Source organism: Cryobacterium lactosi, assembly GCF_004403945.1.
Classification (GTDB): domain Bacteria; phylum Actinomycetota; class Actinomycetes; order Actinomycetales; family Microbacteriaceae; genus Cryobacterium; species Cryobacterium lactosi.
Genome location: NZ_SOHM01000029.1, coordinates 59560 through 76305, shown reverse-complemented (window position 1 = coordinate 76305; position 16746 = coordinate 59560). Strand labels below are relative to the sequence as shown.

Annotated in this window: 16 protein-coding genes; 12 read left to right on the top strand and 4 right to left on the bottom strand. The window is 67.4% G+C overall.

Annotated features, from left to right (window positions below):
- Window positions 1–432: 432 nt before the first annotated feature.
- From E3T61_RS12100 to E3T61_RS12090, 3 genes are all read left to right on the top strand, one after another.
- A complete protein-coding gene (locus tag E3T61_RS12100; RefSeq protein WP_134641112.1) occupies window positions 433–1872 on the top strand; it encodes a GmrSD restriction endonuclease domain-containing protein in 1440 nt (479 codons plus the stop codon).
- A gap of 285 nt (window positions 1873–2157) precedes the next feature.
- Entirely contained in the window at window positions 2158–2763 is a 606-nt protein-coding gene (locus E3T61_RS12095) for a CPBP family intramembrane glutamic endopeptidase (protein ID WP_166793215.1), read from the top strand.
- Between the two features lie 184 nt (window positions 2764–2947).
- Window positions 2948–3079: a DUF418 domain-containing protein gene (locus E3T61_RS12090; RefSeq protein WP_134641110.1), complete on the top strand. Its 132-nt coding sequence runs from the start codon at window positions 2948–2950 to the stop codon at window positions 3077–3079.
- Window positions 3080–3235: 156 nt separating this feature from the next.
- Here the strand turns inward: E3T61_RS12090 and E3T61_RS12085 are convergent, their stop codons facing one another.
- Window positions 3236–3844, bottom strand: a complete 609-nt coding sequence (locus tag E3T61_RS12085) for a GNAT family N-acetyltransferase (protein ID WP_198418681.1) — start codon at window positions 3842–3844, stop codon at window positions 3236–3238.
- Window positions 3845–4287: 443 nt separating this feature from the next.
- On the opposite strand from E3T61_RS12085, the gene E3T61_RS12080 reads away from it, so the two are divergent.
- The 5 genes from E3T61_RS12080 to E3T61_RS12060 all read left to right on the top strand — a co-directional run bounded on the left by E3T61_RS12080 (window position 4288) and on the right by E3T61_RS12060 (window position 11267).
- Window positions 4288–5358: an extracellular solute-binding protein gene (locus tag E3T61_RS12080; RefSeq protein ID WP_241992534.1), complete on the top strand. Its 1071-nt coding sequence runs from the start codon at window positions 4288–4290 to the stop codon at window positions 5356–5358.
- Window positions 5359–5438: 80 nt separating this feature from the next.
- Entirely contained in the window at window positions 5439–6449 is a 1011-nt protein-coding gene (locus tag E3T61_RS12075; protein WP_134641109.1) for an ABC transporter ATP-binding protein, read from the top strand.
- Between the two features lie 9 nt (window positions 6450–6458).
- Window positions 6459–8321, top strand: coding sequence for an ABC transporter permease (locus E3T61_RS12070; protein ID WP_134641108.1), 1863 nt, complete (start codon window positions 6459–6461; stop codon window positions 8319–8321).
- Between the two features lie 83 nt (window positions 8322–8404).
- The gene (locus E3T61_RS12065) at window positions 8405–8971 is read left to right on the top strand and encodes a hypothetical protein (protein WP_241992533.1); all 567 of its coding nucleotides are present in this window, start codon (window positions 8405–8407) and stop codon (window positions 8969–8971) included.
- 133 nt (window positions 8972–9104) lie between these two features.
- Window positions 9105–11267: a hypothetical protein gene (locus E3T61_RS12060; RefSeq protein ID WP_134641107.1), complete on the top strand. Its 2163-nt coding sequence runs from the start codon at window positions 9105–9107 to the stop codon at window positions 11265–11267.
- A gap of 339 nt (window positions 11268–11606) precedes the next feature.
- On the opposite strand, the gene E3T61_RS12055 is transcribed toward E3T61_RS12060, so the two are convergent.
- Both E3T61_RS12055 and E3T61_RS12050 read right to left on the bottom strand, forming a co-directional pair.
- Entirely contained in the window at window positions 11607–11861 is a 255-nt protein-coding gene (locus tag E3T61_RS12055; RefSeq protein ID WP_134641106.1) for a Txe/YoeB family addiction module toxin, read from the bottom strand.
- Window positions 11858–12103, bottom strand: a complete 246-nt coding sequence (locus E3T61_RS12050) for a type II toxin-antitoxin system Phd/YefM family antitoxin (RefSeq protein WP_134641105.1) — start codon at window positions 12101–12103, stop codon at window positions 11858–11860. Before E3T61_RS12050 ends, E3T61_RS12055 begins: the two co-directional genes overlap by 4 nt.
- A 304-nt stretch (window positions 12104–12407) precedes the next feature.
- Here E3T61_RS12050 and E3T61_RS12045 point away from each other — a divergent pair, with 304 nt between their 5' ends.
- Together E3T61_RS12045 and E3T61_RS12040 are read left to right on the top strand one after the other, a co-directional pair.
- The gene (locus E3T61_RS12045; protein ID WP_134641104.1) at window positions 12408–13508 is read left to right on the top strand and encodes a hypothetical protein; all 1101 of its coding nucleotides are present in this window, start codon (window positions 12408–12410) and stop codon (window positions 13506–13508) included.
- A gap of 114 nt (window positions 13509–13622) precedes the next feature.
- Entirely contained in the window at window positions 13623–14186 is a 564-nt protein-coding gene (locus E3T61_RS12040) for an SOUL family heme-binding protein (protein WP_134641103.1), read from the top strand.
- Window positions 14187–14189: 3 nt separating this feature from the next.
- On the opposite strand, the gene E3T61_RS12035 is transcribed toward E3T61_RS12040, so the two are convergent.
- Window positions 14190–14396: a hypothetical protein gene (locus tag E3T61_RS12035; RefSeq protein ID WP_134641102.1), complete on the bottom strand. Its 207-nt coding sequence runs from the start codon at window positions 14394–14396 to the stop codon at window positions 14190–14192.
- 479 nt (window positions 14397–14875) lie between these two features.
- Between E3T61_RS12035 and E3T61_RS12030 the strand changes: the two genes are divergently transcribed.
- Both E3T61_RS12030 and E3T61_RS12025 read left to right on the top strand, forming a co-directional pair.
- Window positions 14876–15910, top strand: coding sequence for an NADPH:quinone reductase (locus tag E3T61_RS12030; RefSeq protein ID WP_134641101.1), 1035 nt, complete (start codon window positions 14876–14878; stop codon window positions 15908–15910).
- Between the two features lie 344 nt (window positions 15911–16254).
- Window positions 16255–16665: a DUF2256 and DUF3253 domain-containing protein gene (locus E3T61_RS12025; protein ID WP_134641100.1), complete on the top strand. Its 411-nt coding sequence runs from the start codon at window positions 16255–16257 to the stop codon at window positions 16663–16665.
- Window positions 16666–16746: the final 81 nt, after the last annotated feature.

Here is a 16746-nt window from a genome sequence, read left to right as displayed (position 1 = left end):
TGCGGTGCGGTACCGCACCCGCCCGTACGGCCCCGGCCGGATGCCGCCCAGCCGACAACCGGCGACGGTAGAACAACGGCGGCGACCCTGCCGCCGCAACACAGCCCACCTACACGCCGTCGCGAACCCGGGTGACGCCGACGAACAGTTCCCGCCGGTCGCGCTCGTCGCGTTCGATCTGGGAATCGGTTAGATATCCCGTTCGCGCCCGGAATCGCCCCTGTTCTGGGGTGCCCGCAATGCACCACCGCACGGACCGGGCGCTCCGGCCTCGGTAAGGTCAACGAGGGCCAGTCAACGGGGGATTGACGGAAGTATCACGGCCTGCGCCGCGCGATCCATCGCCGCGACCGTGCCCCCAGCATCCCGCCGCATCATCGTGCGGATGCCGACCTTCACGCGGCCATTTCGGCCGCTCCCGAAAGGACCCCCATGACCGCGTCGACAGATCCGCCCGAACCGCTGCACGTTCAGGGCGCCACGCCTCCGGGGTGGTACAACGACGGGTCCGGTATTCAGCGTTGGTGGAATGGATCGTCGTGGACCGAGCAAGTGGCACCTACGCCTCGCGGTGGCACCGGGCAGAAGCGATTCGGGTGGTTCAAGCCGACCCGCAGTACCTGGATCGTCGGCGCGGTGCTGCTCCTTATGCTGCTCTCGACGGCGATATCGGGTGGAATTCCGGCGGTCTTCGGCCTCGTCGGTGTCGTCGGATTCTTCACCGCGTTGTACGCGGTCATCACTGGGCGGCGCTCCTGGGCGTCGATTCCGACCCGCAAGATCGCGGCGATCACTCTGGCCGCCAGCCTCGTCGCGGCGTTCTTCGGTGGTGTCACTGACACTGCGCTCAACGGCTCCGAGCTCGTCAGCGCTGACTCGACACCGGTCGCCGAAGCGACGCCCAGCATCAAGCCGACACCAACCCCAACCGCGACGCCGACACCGGCGCCGACGTTCTCCGCGGAATCTGCCGCCGATCCCGCAACCGTGCTGGCGCCCGATGAGGATGCCTCGGTCGTCGTGGCAAGCACTGACGTCACGAACACCACGGCGCTGGCCCTGCTGGCCACCGTGGCGGTCAAGGGTAAGGCCCCGAAAACCGGCTACGACCGCACGGGCATGTTCGGCTCGGCCTGGCTCGATGTCGACCGAAACGGATGCGACACTCGAAACGACATCCTCGCGCGCGACCTGACCGAGGTCACCAAGTCGGGCACGTGCAAGGTGCTCACGGGCAGTCTGGTTTCTCCGTTCACCGCGGCACGAGTCGCCTTCGTGCGCGGCCAGGATACATCCGCCCTCGTGCAGATCGACCACGTTGTCGCCTTGTCGAACGCCTGGCAAACCGGCGCCCAACAGCTGAGTCAGGCGCAGCGCGTCTCGCTTGCCAACGACCCGATCAACCTGCTCGCCGTGGACGGCCGTTCGAACGCCCAGAAGGGCGACGGTGACACCGCCACCTGGCTTCCCTCGAACAAGACGTTCCGGTGCGGGTACGTTGCCCGCCAGGTGTCGGTCAAGGCAACCTACGGTTTGTGGGTGACCCAGGCCGAGCACGACTCGATCGCAACTGTGCTCAGCTCGTGCAGTGAGGAAATGGCGGTCACCTCGTCGTTCGCTCCGCTGCCCGCGCCGCCCGTTGTCGTGGCCCCCGAGCCCGTGGCCGCACCGGTAGTGGAGCCAGAACCCGAACCCGTGGCCGAGGCGCCGGCGCCCGAACCCGAGCCCGTCGCACCGGCCCCTGCACCCGAGGTGTACTACAAGAACTGCGATGCCGTGCGCGCTGCTGGAGCCGCACCCATTTATGCCGGCACCCCCGGTTATGCGAGCCACCTGGACCGTGACAAGGACGGGATCGGCTGCGACACCTAAGCCGACGTCTCCAGTGTGCCGGGGCGGCGGGGCGGCTGACGGTCGGAGGCTGCGTGCGATCCCACCGGTGAGGACCGCCGTGCGAGAGCACGCGACCGCCGCTTGACACTGCCCCAAGGGCATAGCTTCTAATCGGTCTCGGGCGATAACGCGCGCGATCAACATCTAGGAGTGACCATGACCACTGCAACATCCCAGACGTACACGAAACCAACACGGCGGACGGCACCGGGCTGGCCAGAGCTCCTTGCCGGAGGGGCGGCATACATCGGGTGCCTAGCGCTGGTGTATCTGCTGCTCCCGCTTGTCGAGAACGATGCCGTAGCGGGGGTCGTCGGGTTCGTCGTCTCTGGCGCCATGGGGATGGTCGCGCTGGCGGTCGCAGCACTCGTGCGCATTCGCGGACTCGCCGCGTTCGGCATCCGCCGCGCCAAGGCACGTCATCTCCTTGCCGGGGCGGGACTCGGTCTCGTCGCGTTCATCCTCGGCGGGATCGCCTCCGCCATCTACTCCACCCTGAGTGGCGACGCCCAGAATGTGCAGTCGGACTACCAGGCAGGTGCCGCGGCGGGCCTTCTGGGGCTGGTCTTGACGGTGATCGCCGGCTCGATCATCACTCCGATCGGTGAAGAGGCCTTCTTCCGCGGTGTGGTCGCCAATTCACTGTTCAACCGATTTCCCGCGTGGCTCGCAGTCATTGCGAGTGCCACGATTTTCGCCGTCGCGCATGGCTTCAACACAGTGCTGCCCGTGGCGTTCGTCGTCGGTGTTCTCACCGCTCTTCTCTTTCGGCGCACCGGATCCATCTGGCCGGGGGTCGTGCTGCACGGCGTCAACAATGTGACGGCGACGATCATCGCACCGCTCGCGATCGCGGCTGCGACAAGCTGACGGGGGAACTCATCCGCTGGGCTGACGGCGGAGTGACCAGCGAAGGACGCGGCCCCGGGCATGCCCCGGGTTGACTGGAGTACCAGCCACAACCCCAGGAGTTCCATGACCGCGTTGCCCATGCTCGCTCCCGCCCGCGTCACCCCGACGGTGCGCCCATCGGGCGGCCGCATCGTGGCTCTCGATGCCGCTGCAGTGGCTGGCCAGCTGGTGGTGGCTGCGCCGGTTCAGGTTCGGGCCGGCGGAGTGGGTGTGGCGCACGGTGACCTGGTGGACGCCGCAACCGCTGCGCGGGGAACGATTCGCCGCGCGGTAGGTGGGGCAACCGCAAGCCAGTGGCAGGACGGATGCGCATGCTCGGTTCAGGAGGACGGCGGTATGCGGGCAAGGCGCCGCTCTGCGGGTGGCGCGCCACCCGCGAAACGGCGCGGCGCCCGCGGATCGCAGCTACGGCCATCCCGTCTGCAGAATCTCAGATCTCCGCGTCGGTGCGGATGCCGAGCACGGCCTCGTTGGTCGGGTCGGTCGGGAGCGGGCGGAAGCCCAGCCGCGAATAGAACGCCCTCGCCCCGAGGTTGTTGATGTCGACGCCGAGGTGCACTCCCGGCACGTCACGTTCCCGCAGCGCGGCGAGCAGCGTGCGCAGAAGGACTCGGCCCAAGCCCTGGCCCTGGAGCTGGGGGAGCAGGTCGATGTGTAGGTGTGCCGGAAAGAGTTCGGTTCCCGGAGTGATCATCGAATTCGGGTTGTGGCCGCGTGCGACCATCTTCTGATGAGCGGTCACCGCCGGTTCGACGAGGGGATAGCGAGCGTCGAATCGGGGCAGCCAGTCCTCGCGGTACCGCTCGACGAACGAGCTCGTATTCGCGGTTCCCACAAGGTAGCCGGAGACCCGGTCGCCGGTGTCCACCACGTACGCGAGTTCCGGTTCGAGCGTCGCGTACGGGGCGGCGAAGATGTCACCGAGAAGGTTGTCCGATTCGTACTGACCCGTCGCGTCGCCGCCGGACGCTCCAGTGCGCACGCAGATCTCGTAGAGGTCGGTGAGGTCCCTCGGTTCGTAGGGGCGTATCCGGTTCACCCGTTGAGTCTGTGCCCCAGGGAGGGAGCGGGTCAATGAAAGCTGACAAATTATGAACCCGGCACAACTGGTAAACACTTGCCATTCATGGGTCGTTTGTTGCCGCGCGCCGCAAGTGTTGTGTCCGCATTTAGGAGGACATACAGATTCCCGCGCACCCCCTAACGTGGGGGCAGGAATTCGTTTTGGGGAGATAAAAAATGGGCAGAGTCGCTCACGATATTCGGGGACCACAGGGGCTGACGATGCGGCGCCCTCGATCGGGGTGAGTCGGATGCCCGCCGCATCCGCTGGTGTACAGCACACAAACACGAGGCGAACAGTCGCTCGAACGGTCAGGGGCCGGTTTCACACCGCCCTAGCGTGAAGTGACGATTGCCATACGCAGATACGGCCGGTGAGCGCCCGTGGCGCCCTCGCGGCCTGGAAAAGGACGAACACAATTGCACAAGCGCACCTTCAAGACGGCCTCCGTTGCCACCCTTATTCTCAGCACCATGGTGCTGGCGTCATGTGCCTCGGCGGATGCCGGCTCCGAAGCGGGCGGCGACGCCGACGGCACCCTGATCGTCTACACGAACTCCAACGGGGACGGCCGGGGCGAATGGGTCACCGCGCAGGCCAAGGAAGCGGGCATCGACATTGAGATCGTGGGCCTGGGCGGCGCCGACCTGGCCAACCGCATCGTGGCCGAGAAGAACAACCCGGTGGGCGACGTCGTGTTCGGCCTGAACAACATGTTCTTCGAAACCCTCAAAGACGAAGAGGCCGTCAGCGCCTACGAGCCGTCGTGGTCGGCCGAGGTCGACCAGGAGTCCGGTGACCCGAAGGACGGCGTGTTCTGGCCGCTCGTGGAGCAGGCCATCGTCACGGTGTACGACACCAACAAGATCCCCGCCGCGGATGCCCCCACCGAGGTGGCCGACCTGTGGGAGGACTCCGCCTACGAGGCCCGCTACGAAGTGAACACCGCCCTCGGCCAGGCCACCCCGCAGCTGGTTCTCGCCGGCCTGCTGGCACCGTACCTCGACGAAGACGGCGACCTCGGTGTCTCCGACAAGGGCTGGGACCAGGTGCAGGAGTACTACGCACACGGCTCGCCCGCCGAGGAGGGCACCGACCTGTACGCCCGCATGGCCCGTGGTGACGTCGACTTCGGCGTGCTGCCCTCCAGCGGCATCACCAGCCGGGACGCCGAGTACGGCACCACGACCGGCGTGATCAGCCCGGCGGATGGCGTGCCTTACGTGACCGAGCAGATCGCCGTGATCGCCGGCACCCCGCGTGAGGCCGCGGCCGAGAAGTTCATCGACTGGTTCGGCAGCGCCGAGACCCAGGGTGCGTTCGCGGCCGAGTTCGCGTCGTACCCGGTGAACGAGAAGGCTCGCGCCGAGGCGCTGCCCGAGGTGGTGGAGCTGATCGAGTCGCTGCCCAAGCAGGACATCGACTACGCGCTCACCCGCGAGAACATCGGCTCCTGGGTGGAGAAGACCGAGCTCGAGTACCTGCCGTAACCCGCAGTCGCACTCCGCTCATCAATCGCCGGCACCCGAGGCCGCCGTTACCCGTCGATACCGCACGAGAGAGCATCACCATGATCAGGTTCGAGAACATCGAGGTCACCTTCGGTGAGCAGGTCGCCATTCCGCAGCTGAACCTCCAGGTGGAGCAGGGTGAGTTCTTCACCCTGCTCGGCCCGTCGGGCTGCGGCAAGACCACAGCGCTGCGCACCCTGGCGGGGTTCATCGAGCCCAGCGCGGGGGAGATCTACATCGACGGCAAGGCGGCCAGCAAGCTGCCCAGCGAGAAGCGCAGCGTGGGCATGGTGTTCCAGAACTACGCGCTGTTCCCCAGCATGAGCGTGCGGGAGAACATCGCCTTCGGCCTCAAGGTGCGGAAGACCGGCAAGGTCGAAACCGACCGGCTGGTCGACGAGATCGCCGCGCAGGTGGAGCTCACCCCGGAGCAGCTGGCCAAGAACGTCTCGGAGCTGTCCGGCGGTCAGCAGCAGCGGGTGGCCATCGCCCGGGCCCTGGTGCTCAAGCCGCGCATCCTGCTGCTGGACGAACCGCTTTCCAACCTCGACGCCAAGCTGCGTGTGCAACTGCGCGAGCAGCTGAAGAACCTGCAACGGGAGCTGGGCATCACCACGGTCTACGTGACCCACGACCAGGAGGAAGCCCTCACCATGAGCGACCGGATCGCCGTGTTCAACCACGGTGTAGTGGAGCAGGTGGGCACCCCGGAGGAGATCTACAACCGCTCGGCCACCGAGTTCGTCGCCACGTTCGTGGGTGCCACGAACCGGCTCTCCGGCGAGTTCCTGCAGCACCTGCGGGGCAGCGGCGGGGAGTTCCTCGCCGCCGAGAAGAGCTCCTACCTGCGGCTGGAGAAGGTGGGGTTGCAGCCGCCGGCGCGCGGCGCATCCATTCGGCTGGACGGCGTGATCGCCGACCGGGTCTACCAGGGCTCGCACAGCACCTACACGATCGACAGCAACGGCAGCCGGCTGCGCGCGCTGGTGCCCGAGAACGGGGCGCTGCCGCTCGCGCCCGGTGCAAAGGCGCAGCTCTACATCGACCCGTCGTCGATCCTGCAGTACTAGGGGCAACGGATGCGTAACTCCTCCTGGCGGGCGATGCTCCGCTCCCCACTCGTCGTCGTCGTGCTCGTGGTGCTGGTCTGGTTCGTGGCCACCTTCCTCGTGCTGCCCAACGCCACCCTGCTGATCAGCACGTTCTTTCCCGACGGGAAGATCAGCTTTCGGGCGCTGGAGAAACTGGTCAGCTCCGAACGGGCGTTGAACAGCCTGTGGCACAGCTTCGCGCTCGCTGCGACCCTGGCGGTGACGGTGAACGTGGTGGGCATCTTCATCGTGCTGGTCACCGACTACTTCAAGATCCGCGGCTCCCGGGTGCTCTGGCTCGGCTACGCCACCACCCTGATCTACGGCGGCATCGTGCTGGCCGCCGGGTACAACTTCATCTACGGCAAGTACGGTTTCATCACCAACGCGGTGCGCAACGTGTTCCCCGACATCGACCCGAACTGGTTCTCCGGCTACTTCGCGGTGGTCGTGGTGATGACCCTGGCCACCACCACGAACCACATGCTGTTCCTGGGCTCGTCGCTGGCGAAGATCGACTACCAGACCATCGAAGCCGCCCGCAATATGGGCGCGTCGACCTGGCGCATCCTCTGGCGCATCGTGCTGCCGGCGCTCCGCCCGATGATCTTCGCCGTCACCGTGCTCACCTTCCTCACCGGGCTCGGCGCGTTGACCGCGCCCCTGGTGCTCGGCGGCACCGACTTCCAGACCATCGCTCCGATGATCCTCACCTTCTCCAAGAGCAGCGGATCGCGCGACCTGGCCGCGCTGCTGGCGATCATCCTGGGCCTGGCCACGATCGTGCTGCTGGCGATGATGAACCGGGTGGAGAAAAGCGGCACCTACTTCTCGGTGGCCAAGGTGGCCACCCCGCTGCAGAAGCAGCCGATCCGCAACCCGGTGGCGAACGTGCTCGTGCACGTGGTCGCGTATATGTTGTTCGTGATCTACGCGCTACCGGTGCTGTTGATCGTGCTGTTCTCCTTTCTCGAGGCCAACGCGATCAGCACCGGCACCATCACCTGGGACGCGTTCACGCTAGCCAACTACGCCACCGTGTTCGGCACTCCCGCGGTGCTGAAACCGTTCGTGGTGAGCGTGGTCTACAGCGCTTTGGCGTCGCTGATCGTGGTGCTGGGCATGCTGTTCGTCGCCCGGGTGTTCCAGAAACACCGCAACCCCATGACATCGCTGCTGGAGTACCTGCTGCACATCCCGTGGATCCTGCCGACGATCCTCATTGCGCTGGCGCTGGTGATGACCTTCGACCGGCCCAATCCGCTGATCGGCGGGCAGGTGCTCACTGGCACCACGATGCTGCTGCTGGTGGCGTACGTGATCATCAAGATCCCCTTCACGCTGCGGCTGCTCAAGGCGGCGTTCGCGTCGGTGCCCGAATCGCTCGAGGATGCCGCGCGCATCCTCGGCGCGGGCCCGCTGTTCACCCTGCGCACCGTACTGGTGCCGCTGGTGCTGCCCACCGCCGCGGCCATCACCGCGCTCAACTTCAACAGTCTGCTGGATGACTACGACGCGGCCGTGTTCCTCTACCACCCGCTCTACGAACCGCTCGGGCTTGCGATTCGGGCCAGCACCGAGGGGGAGAACAACCTCGACGCCATGTCGATCACCTTCGTGTACACGGTGCTGTTGATGATCATCATGGGGTTCACCATGTGGTTGGTCTACGGGCGTGGGGGAGCGTCCCGGCGGCGGCGCAGGTCGCGCCCCGGTCGGCCGCGGGGTGGCGCGGGGGCGGCGGCCGTGCCGGTGCCGATGCCCGTGCCCGTGCCTGTCGCTGCCGCGGCCGTGACGGTGGCAGCTGTGCCTGCTGCTGTGCCTGCTGCGGCGCCTGGTTCGCAACCGTAGCGACGCTGGTCTGCGCGGCCGTGCGCTGAGCGGGTGGTGCGGTGGCCTATCGCAGGTGCCCGGGCCCCGGCTACCGTGCAGGCGTGCACGAGACATCGGATGCGGCGGTGACGGAGGACCGTCGGCGCCGCGACGTACCCACCGGGGTGATCATGGTGGGCATGGCCGCCATCGCCTGGTGGCCGGCGTTCACCCTGGGCGCCTGGGGCGAGATCTTCTTCGACGACATCCTGGCGCTCTGGGCCGCATCCGCTGCCGCCCTGGTCTTCGTGCTCGTCGAACGTCGCCCCCTGCGCGGCAGGCTCGCCCGAGCGGGTCTGTTGCTGCTGCCCTCGGTCTGGCTGCTACTGAGCTTTGTCGCCCATGACACCGTGACCGATGTGGGCATCGCCCTGCTGGACCTGGCGGCGTTCGCGGCCGTGATCGTGGGCATCCCGTTCACCCTGTGGGTGCTCGTGCGCATCGTGTGGCCCGACTTCGCGGCCGGCACCCCGCTGCGGTCGAAGTGGCTCATCGCCGTGGTCGTGCTCGGCATCGTCATCGCGTCGTACGTGCTGGGCGCGAACCAGGCCCGGTTTCTCACCTGTGAGGACTTCGCGATCAGCGGTAACTCGCCGCCGACCGGGTGCAGCCCGGCGAACGGCCGGTGAGCGCGGGGGCGTTGCCAGCGGGGTTCTTCTCACCCGGGAAGCGGGCGGTCGGGGCCGCCGCGGCCCATCCGTCTCGGCGGCCGAAGTGAGGTTTACTCTTGACTCGGCAGAACTTAACCGGTTTAGTTGAGCCATGACGTACAACGAAGTCCGATCAAGCTCCTATCCATGCACCCACTCCCGGGCGGGCCGGTTCGCCCTGGCCGCGACCCTGTCGGTCGCCCTCGTCGGCACCGGCGCGCTGGGGATCGCCCCGGCCTCGGCGGTCGCCCCCACTGTGGGCAGCGGCCCGGCGACGCTGCCGGCGGCCGACGCATCCGCCCCGCTGACCAACCTCAGCCACCTCAATTTTCTACTGGCTGAGGTGCCGCTGCCCGTGCTCGCCGGACACACCACCTACCAGGCCGCGGAGAACCCGGTGGTGGAGGCGCCGTGGACCTACGCCGACAAGAACGACGACGGCAGCTACACGCCCATCGGCGGCGGCGACCTCGACCCGGCCACCGGGAACTACACGCAGGGCGCCTTCAACGCCGACGACACCTCCCGCGCGGCCGTGGTCTACCTGCGGCACTGGCAGCAGACCGGCGACACCACGAGCCGCGACCACGCCTTCCAGACCCTGCGCTCGCTCACCTACCTGCAGACCACCGAGGGACCCAACGCCGGCAATGTGGTGCTCTGGCAGCAGGCCGACGGCAGCCTGAACCCCAGCGCCGAACCGGTGGAGCTGCCCGACCCGAGCGACTCGGCCGAGTCCTACTGGCTGGCCCGCACGGTGTGGGCGCTCGGCGAGGGTTACGCCGCGTTCAAGGATGACGACCCCGAGTTCGCAGCGTTCCTGCAGGAGCGCATGGAGCTGAGCCTGGCCGCGGTGAACGCCGGGTCGCTCGGCGACTACGGCAGCTTCGACGTCGCCGACGGCGATGAGGTGCCGGCCTGGCTGATCGCCGACGGGGCGGATGCCTCGGCCGAGGCCGTGCTCGGCCTCGCCGCGTACCTACAGGCCGGGGCCACCGGGCCCACCGCCGACACCGCCAAGACCGCGCTGGCCCAGCTCAGCGAGGGCATCGCGGCGATGTCCACCGTGGAGGGCGCCAGCGGCGACTGGCCGTTCGGAGCGATCATGCCGTGGACCAAGTCGCCCAGCCTCTGGCACGCCTGGGGCGGGCTGGCCCCCGCTGCGGCCGCGGTCGCATCCGAGGTGCTCGACGACCCGGCCCTGCTCGCCGCCGCGGTGCAGGACACCGCCCAGTTCACCCCGCAGCTGCTCGCCGCGGGCGGACCGGACAACGCCTGGTCGCCGACCCCCGGTGAGGCGCAGATCGCCTACGGCGTCGACTCCCGGCTGCAGAGCCTGGTCGCCACCGCCGACGCCGCGGATGCCCCGGGGCTGCTGAACGTGGCCGCGATCACCGCCGGCTGGTACTTCGGCGCCAACCGCAGCGGACTGCCGGCGTACGACCCGGCCACGGGCACCGCGATCGACGGCATCGAGCGGGACGGCCGGGTGAACACCAACTCCGGTGCCGAGTCGACCATCCACGCGCTGTTCTCGATGCTCACCCTCGACGCGCATCCCGAGCTCAAGGCGGCCGCCCTGGGCGTGAGCGCCACGGTGGGCACGCACGGGCTGAGCGTGGTCGAGGCCGAGTCCGGCGCTCTGACGGGCGGCACCGTCGTCACGCCGCAGTCTGCGTGGACCGGTGAGGCCAACTGGTCCGGCGGCGCCTACGTGGACCTGGCCGCGGGCGGCACGCTGCGCATCACGGTGCCGGCCGATGACCAGGCCCGCCGGGTGCATCCGATCGTGAACCAGGTCGTCGACCCGTCGGGCACGACCACCTGGACCACGGGCAGGGAACGTGCGGGCAAGGGTAAGTCGGCAGTGCTCGGCACCACCGCCAACGGCGGCGCCGGCGAGCAGGGCGTCACCGAGGCGCCCGGTCAGCTGTTGCCGTTGCCGCTGACCAGCACCCTGCCGGGCCGTTCGACCGAGGTCGTCGGCTCGACGGATGCCGCGGTGCAGCTGGACGCCCTGCTGATCCAGCCGCTGATCTCCACGGTCACGGTGACCGGTCCAGCCGGCGACTCGACGCTGTTCGTGAGCGCCGACACGGCCGACTCCGAGCGCCGCATCGACGTGCCGCGCGGCAAGCAGCTCGTGCAGCAGGCGTTCGACGCCACCGGGCAGCCGGTCGCTGATTCGCAGCGCGGCAAGGGTGACAAGCGCGCCGGCAAGGTGTTCATCGCCGCCGGCGGGTTCACCCAGGTGTGGTTCGAGGCGCGGAAGTAGCTCGGCCACGAGGGGGTGCCCTGGCGCGCGCGTCGGGGCACCCCCTCGTTTTCGTTTTCGCCGAGGGTCTTTCCGTGTGCCGGGTCGATATGCGGGGTAGGCGCCGCTATGCGGGTGGCGCGCCACCCGCATAGCGGCGCTTCACCCGCACGGAGGCATTTCGTAACGCTGGCGATTCCCGCGGCGCAACGAGGTGCTCATCGACTTCGAGAGGTCGCAGGGTCGTGACCGGTGTTGCCGCGCGAATGGTTTCGGCAGGCGTGGTGGACGGCTGCCATCATGCTCGGGGTGCGCACCTGCCGGTCCTGCGCCGGGCGAGCGGGGTTCGCTAGTTCCGATTCAGTAGTGGTGCCGAGCGGCGATGATGACGATCTCGTTCTGTTCCACCGCATAGACCAGCCGATGCTCGTCGGAGATTCGACGGGACCAGTAGCCGGCGAGCTGATGCTTGAGGGCTTCGGGTTTGCCGATGCCGGTGAACGGGGTGCGCTGCACGTCGGCAATGAGCTTGTTGATGCGCTTCACCATCGCCCGGTCGGTGGTGACCCAGTATTGGTAGTCGTCCCAGCCGGCATCCGTGAAAGCGATTATCACTCGGCGAGCGCGCGTGCGCTCGCTGAGCCGGCCCGGTGCTGCGCGATGCTCTCGAGCAGATGCGCCGCGTTGGCGGGGGAGCGCAGTAGGTAAGCGGTTTCTTCGAGCGCCTCGTAGTCGGCCAGCGACATCAGAATCGCGCTGCCCTTCTTGGAGACGATTTCGATGGGCATGTGGTCCTCATTGACCTTCTCGATCAACGGGAACAACTGAGCCCTCGCTTGCGATGCCGTGATTGCCATCTCTCCACCCTTCAACTGGTACTGAATATCGTACCACTACCAATCTTGGATTCCGCTGGGGTGCTGGTGCGGCTGTTGCACGGCTGTGGCGCGCCTAGTCGACGCCGGTGTGGTGCCGGCCGATGCTGTGGCTGGTTGGCGGGTGTAGTTCGGCTCCCTGTGCGGGTCCATTTCGACACCCACTGTCGGTGGCTTCTGACACCGTGGTGTTGAGCCGGTCGGAGGGTCGTTTCGGTCGGTGAACCAATGATGCTCTCGCAACAGCGGTGAGATCAGCTGGAGGCCAGATAGCAGAGAGATATCCATGACAGAGAAAAGCCCGACGCGCTCGCTCCAAGAAACCATCGTGGAGACGGCAATCATCAGCGCTACTTTTCTGGCAATGGCCGGGCTCGTGGTGATGACGTCGGCAGGGGGCCTGTACGGCGGCCAACTCGCCTGGGAAATTGCGGTTGGCGCGGGAGAGCTACTGTTCAACGAGCTGGGGTGGGTGATGAGTACCTACATCACAGTTCTGTTGGGTTTCTACGCAGTATCCATTGGCGGTCAAATACTGGGGGACCAGGATTCGGCCGACGCCACCCGACGCGTGATGGGCTTCGTCGCAGAACTTATGGCAGCGGCAACAGTATGTTTGCTGGCTTTCATAGCCGCCTACTGCTGGCAAGAGCCCAGTCGTTGGGCGGTGTTCATCGTCCTCATCCCAGCGGTCTCAATCATTTTGTTTTTGGCGCTGCACCTCGGAACATTTCTGGTGGTCAAGTGGGACTTCCAGATCATTCATGCGGCGAGAGCTAAAGAGCAGGCCGAGGAAGGGCTGGCTGGCCTTCTGAATCGATCAACGAAGAACTTCTGGGTCGTTTTGATAGTAAATCTGGTTGTCATCGCCGGGGTTGCCTTTGCGGTCATACTGCCCCTAGAGCCAATGGACTGGACGAGCACCGTTCAGATCGTGCTGTTCTATCTGGCAATACCAAGCGTTCTGTTGGCGGCTGACATCCTTGCACTGCACAGTGCGTGGACGTCCAGTGATCGCATTGAGCGTGCCGCTATCGGGGTTGTCATGCCCACCTTTGCGTACGTAATAGTCGCTCTCCTGTTCTTCCTCCCGGCGACGACGCTAGGCATGCCACTTCACATGAATGTTTCACTTGCGATCTTGATTGTTGGAACCGTGGTGACGTCTTTCTGGCCGTTCAGGCTCTCCCACAAATGGTTCGTTAATTGGTCGATGAGAGGCGCAGTCGCCAACTTGGCATACAGGTCGTTGGAGAAGAGTCGGGTGCAGGCAAACGCGAAATACCGGAAGCTGTGCGCGGCACGCGCCGAGCCTGAGCCGGGCATTGATACGACCCGCATCCACCGATTGCTGCATGCGTGGAAAGTGCCGGCAGACAACAGTTGAGAGGAACCGACTGCTGCGAAGAACTGAGGATCGCAGCGCGAGAGCAGGACGTCGCTGGAGGCCTTCACATACGTGCGCGGACAGGGGTGCCGCAGACAGGAGTACCGTCAAGAGATGACCGAGCAGCAGCCTTATGACGTGGTGCGGAGCTTCGACGACTTCGAGGTGCGCCGCTACCCCGAGCACGTTCTGGCCGAAGTCGTTGTGACCGGGCCATTCGAGGATGCCGGCAATCGTGCCTTCCGGTACCTGTTCAACTACATCAGCGGTGAGAACGTGTTCCGAACGAAGGTGGCGATGACGGCCCCCGTGGTTCAGGATGCCGCCTCGACCCGGATCGCGATGACGGCTCCGGTTGTGCAACGGCCTGGTGACGCAACCGACGGCAGCCATCGGGTCGCGTTCGTGTTGCCCGCCGGGCTCACCGAAGACACCGCTCCGCGCCCGACCAGCCCGCAGGTGCACCTGCGCACTGTTCCAGAGAGCCTGGTGGCGGCCATCCGATACCGTGGGCGCTGGACCGAGGATGGCTACCGCCAGCACCTGGAGGAACTTCGAGCGGCGGTCGCCGCGGCCGGGCTCACGGCGACGGGTGAGCCGCGGTTCGCTCGGTTCGACCCGCCGTTCAAGCCCGCGTTCCTGCGGCGCAACGAAGTGCTGCTGGACCTCGGCGCCTGACAGCTAGTGGTGAACGGCCTTGTCGATCTTCTTCGCGTTGCGTTTGGCCAACTTCTGCAGCTTGCCGCGGGCCTTCTTCGACTCGGGGGAGTGCCACACCTGGAGGGCGCTGTCGCGAAGCTGAGTAGATCGCTTGCGGCCGGACCTGGTGCCCAGGAGGTAGAAGAGGAGCGCGATGCCGGCGACGAGGAGAAGGCGCGGGACGGTCATGGCGGCCTGCTTTCTGGGGAGTCGGTGTGGTGCGGGCGCGCGGAGCGGTTGTGGGTGCGGGCGTCACCCGCGCAGTGAGTGTAGCTCCGTCTCCGCCCGGTGTTGCGGCTCGGGTGCGGCGCTACGACCGCGTGAGGCACCCGCTCCGCCCGTTTTGCGGCCGTTCGAGGCGCTGTGACCGTGTGAGGCACCCGCTCCGCCCGTTTTTGCGGCCGTGCGAGGCGATATGCGGGTCAGGCGCCGCTAGGCGGGTGGCGCGCCACCCGCCTACCGGCGCCTGACCCGCGCAACGCTCGTAGGCGGCGCGGCCCGACCCGAGTAACCCGCAAATCGGCGCGGCTTGACCCGTGTAACCCTCGAAGGCGGCGCGTGACCCGAGTAACCCCCGAAAGCGGCGCGGAGGGCCCGCGCGAGCCGAGCAGTGCCACCCGACGGAGGACACCGGGAAACATTCCACCCGCGCCGGTGTTGCCCCATATATGAAAGCCATTGTGTACAGCCAGACCGGTGACCCGTCCGTGCTCCAGCTCGTGGATCGGCCGGTGACCGACCCCGGCGCCGGCGAGGTGCGGGTGCGACTCGTAGTCGCGGGGGTGAACCCCACCGACTGGAAGTCGCGTCGCGGCTCCGCTCCGGGCGACAAACTGCCCTTTGACGATGTGGTGCCCGGCCAGGACGGCGCCGGCATCGTGGATGCGGTCGGCGCGGGCGTAGAGAATGTGGCGGTCGGCGATCGGGTGTGGCTGGCGCTCGCGGCATACCAGCGGGCGAACAGTGGGTCCGCGCAGGAGCAGGCCGTGCTGCCCGCGGAGCGTGTCTTCAAGCTGCCGGCGAATGCGAGCTTCGACCAGGGCGCGAGCATGGGCGTGCCGGCGATCACGGCACACCGTGCGCTGACCGTGGCCGAGGACGGTCCGCGGCGGCTGCACCCGGGAGCGCTGGCCGGCAAGGTGGTGCTCGTGGCCGGTGGGGCCGGTGCGGTCGGGCATGCCGCGATTCAGCTGGCCCGGTGGGCCGGGGCATCCGTCATCACGACCGTGAGTTCACCGGTCAAGGCGGCGCTGGCCACCGCGGCCGGGGCGCAGCACGTGCTCACCTACACCGACGATGACATCGTTGATCAGATCCGGGCGATCGCCCCGGACGGAGTGGACCTGATCGTGGAGGTCGCGCCCGCCCAGAACTCCGAGCTCGACCTGGCCGTCATCCGCAACCGCGGGTCGATCGCGGTTTACGCCAACAACGGCGGCGACCAGATGACCCTCGATGTGCGGAAGCATTTCAGTCTCAACGTGCGCTACCAGTTTGTGCTGCTCTACACCGTGGGCATGGAGGCGATCCGGGCCGCGGCCGAGGACATCAACGCGGCCCTCGCCGATGGTGCGCTCGCCGTGGGGGAGGACGCCGGGCTGCCGCTGCACCGCACCGACCTTGCGCACACGGCGGACGCCCATGCGCTGGTGGAGAGCGGTGTGGTGGGCAAGGTGCTGATCGACGTGTCGGCCGGGGCGTAGGGGGCGATTGGAGGCCCGGGCCTGCGCTGGATTGTCGCCGGTGCGCCGGGTATGGCCGGGTGCGCCCCGTGTGGCTGGATGCGCCAGCTATAGCTGGTGCACTGGGCCACACGGGGCGCAGCGAGGTCCTCGGGCGCGGCGAGGTGTGGTGAGTTCCTGGCGAGCGTCACCGAGAAGCCGCAACCGCGCAACCCGCACCGGGCAACCCGCACCGCGCAACCCGCACCGCGCAACCCGTACCGGGCAAGCCCTCCGGGACCCACCGGGCAACCAGTACCGAGCAACCCCTCCGGTACCGCACCGAGCAACACACGGCCCGGGCCGCATCCCGCAAGATAGAAGGCATGGCCCATCGTCAACGCACCCCCGCCGAGCCGGACGCCGCCGGTGACCGGGGCGACAAGACCTGCGCGTCGTGCGGGCGGCGCATCCAGTGGCGGGCCAAGTGGGCCAAGAACTGGGATGCGGTGAAGTACTGCTCCGACGCGTGCCGCTCCCACCGCATCGACGACACCGACCTGCGCCTAGAGGAGACCATCGCAACCCTGCTCGCCGCCCGGGCGCAGGATGCGACGATCTGCCCGTCCGACGCGGCTCGGGCGATCGGCGGGGAGGAGTGGCGCGACCTGATGGAGCCCTCCCGCCGGGCTGCTCGGCGCATGGTCGCCCGCGGGGACCTGGAGATCACGCAAGGCGGCTCCGTGGTGGACCCGTCGACCGCCAAGGGGCCGATTCGGCTGCGGCGGCCGCGGTAGGGCGCACCCGGCAGCACGCCCCGCTCTACCGGGCACATCTGGCCACACCATCAACCGGCGGATGCCCCGCAATTACGGGCA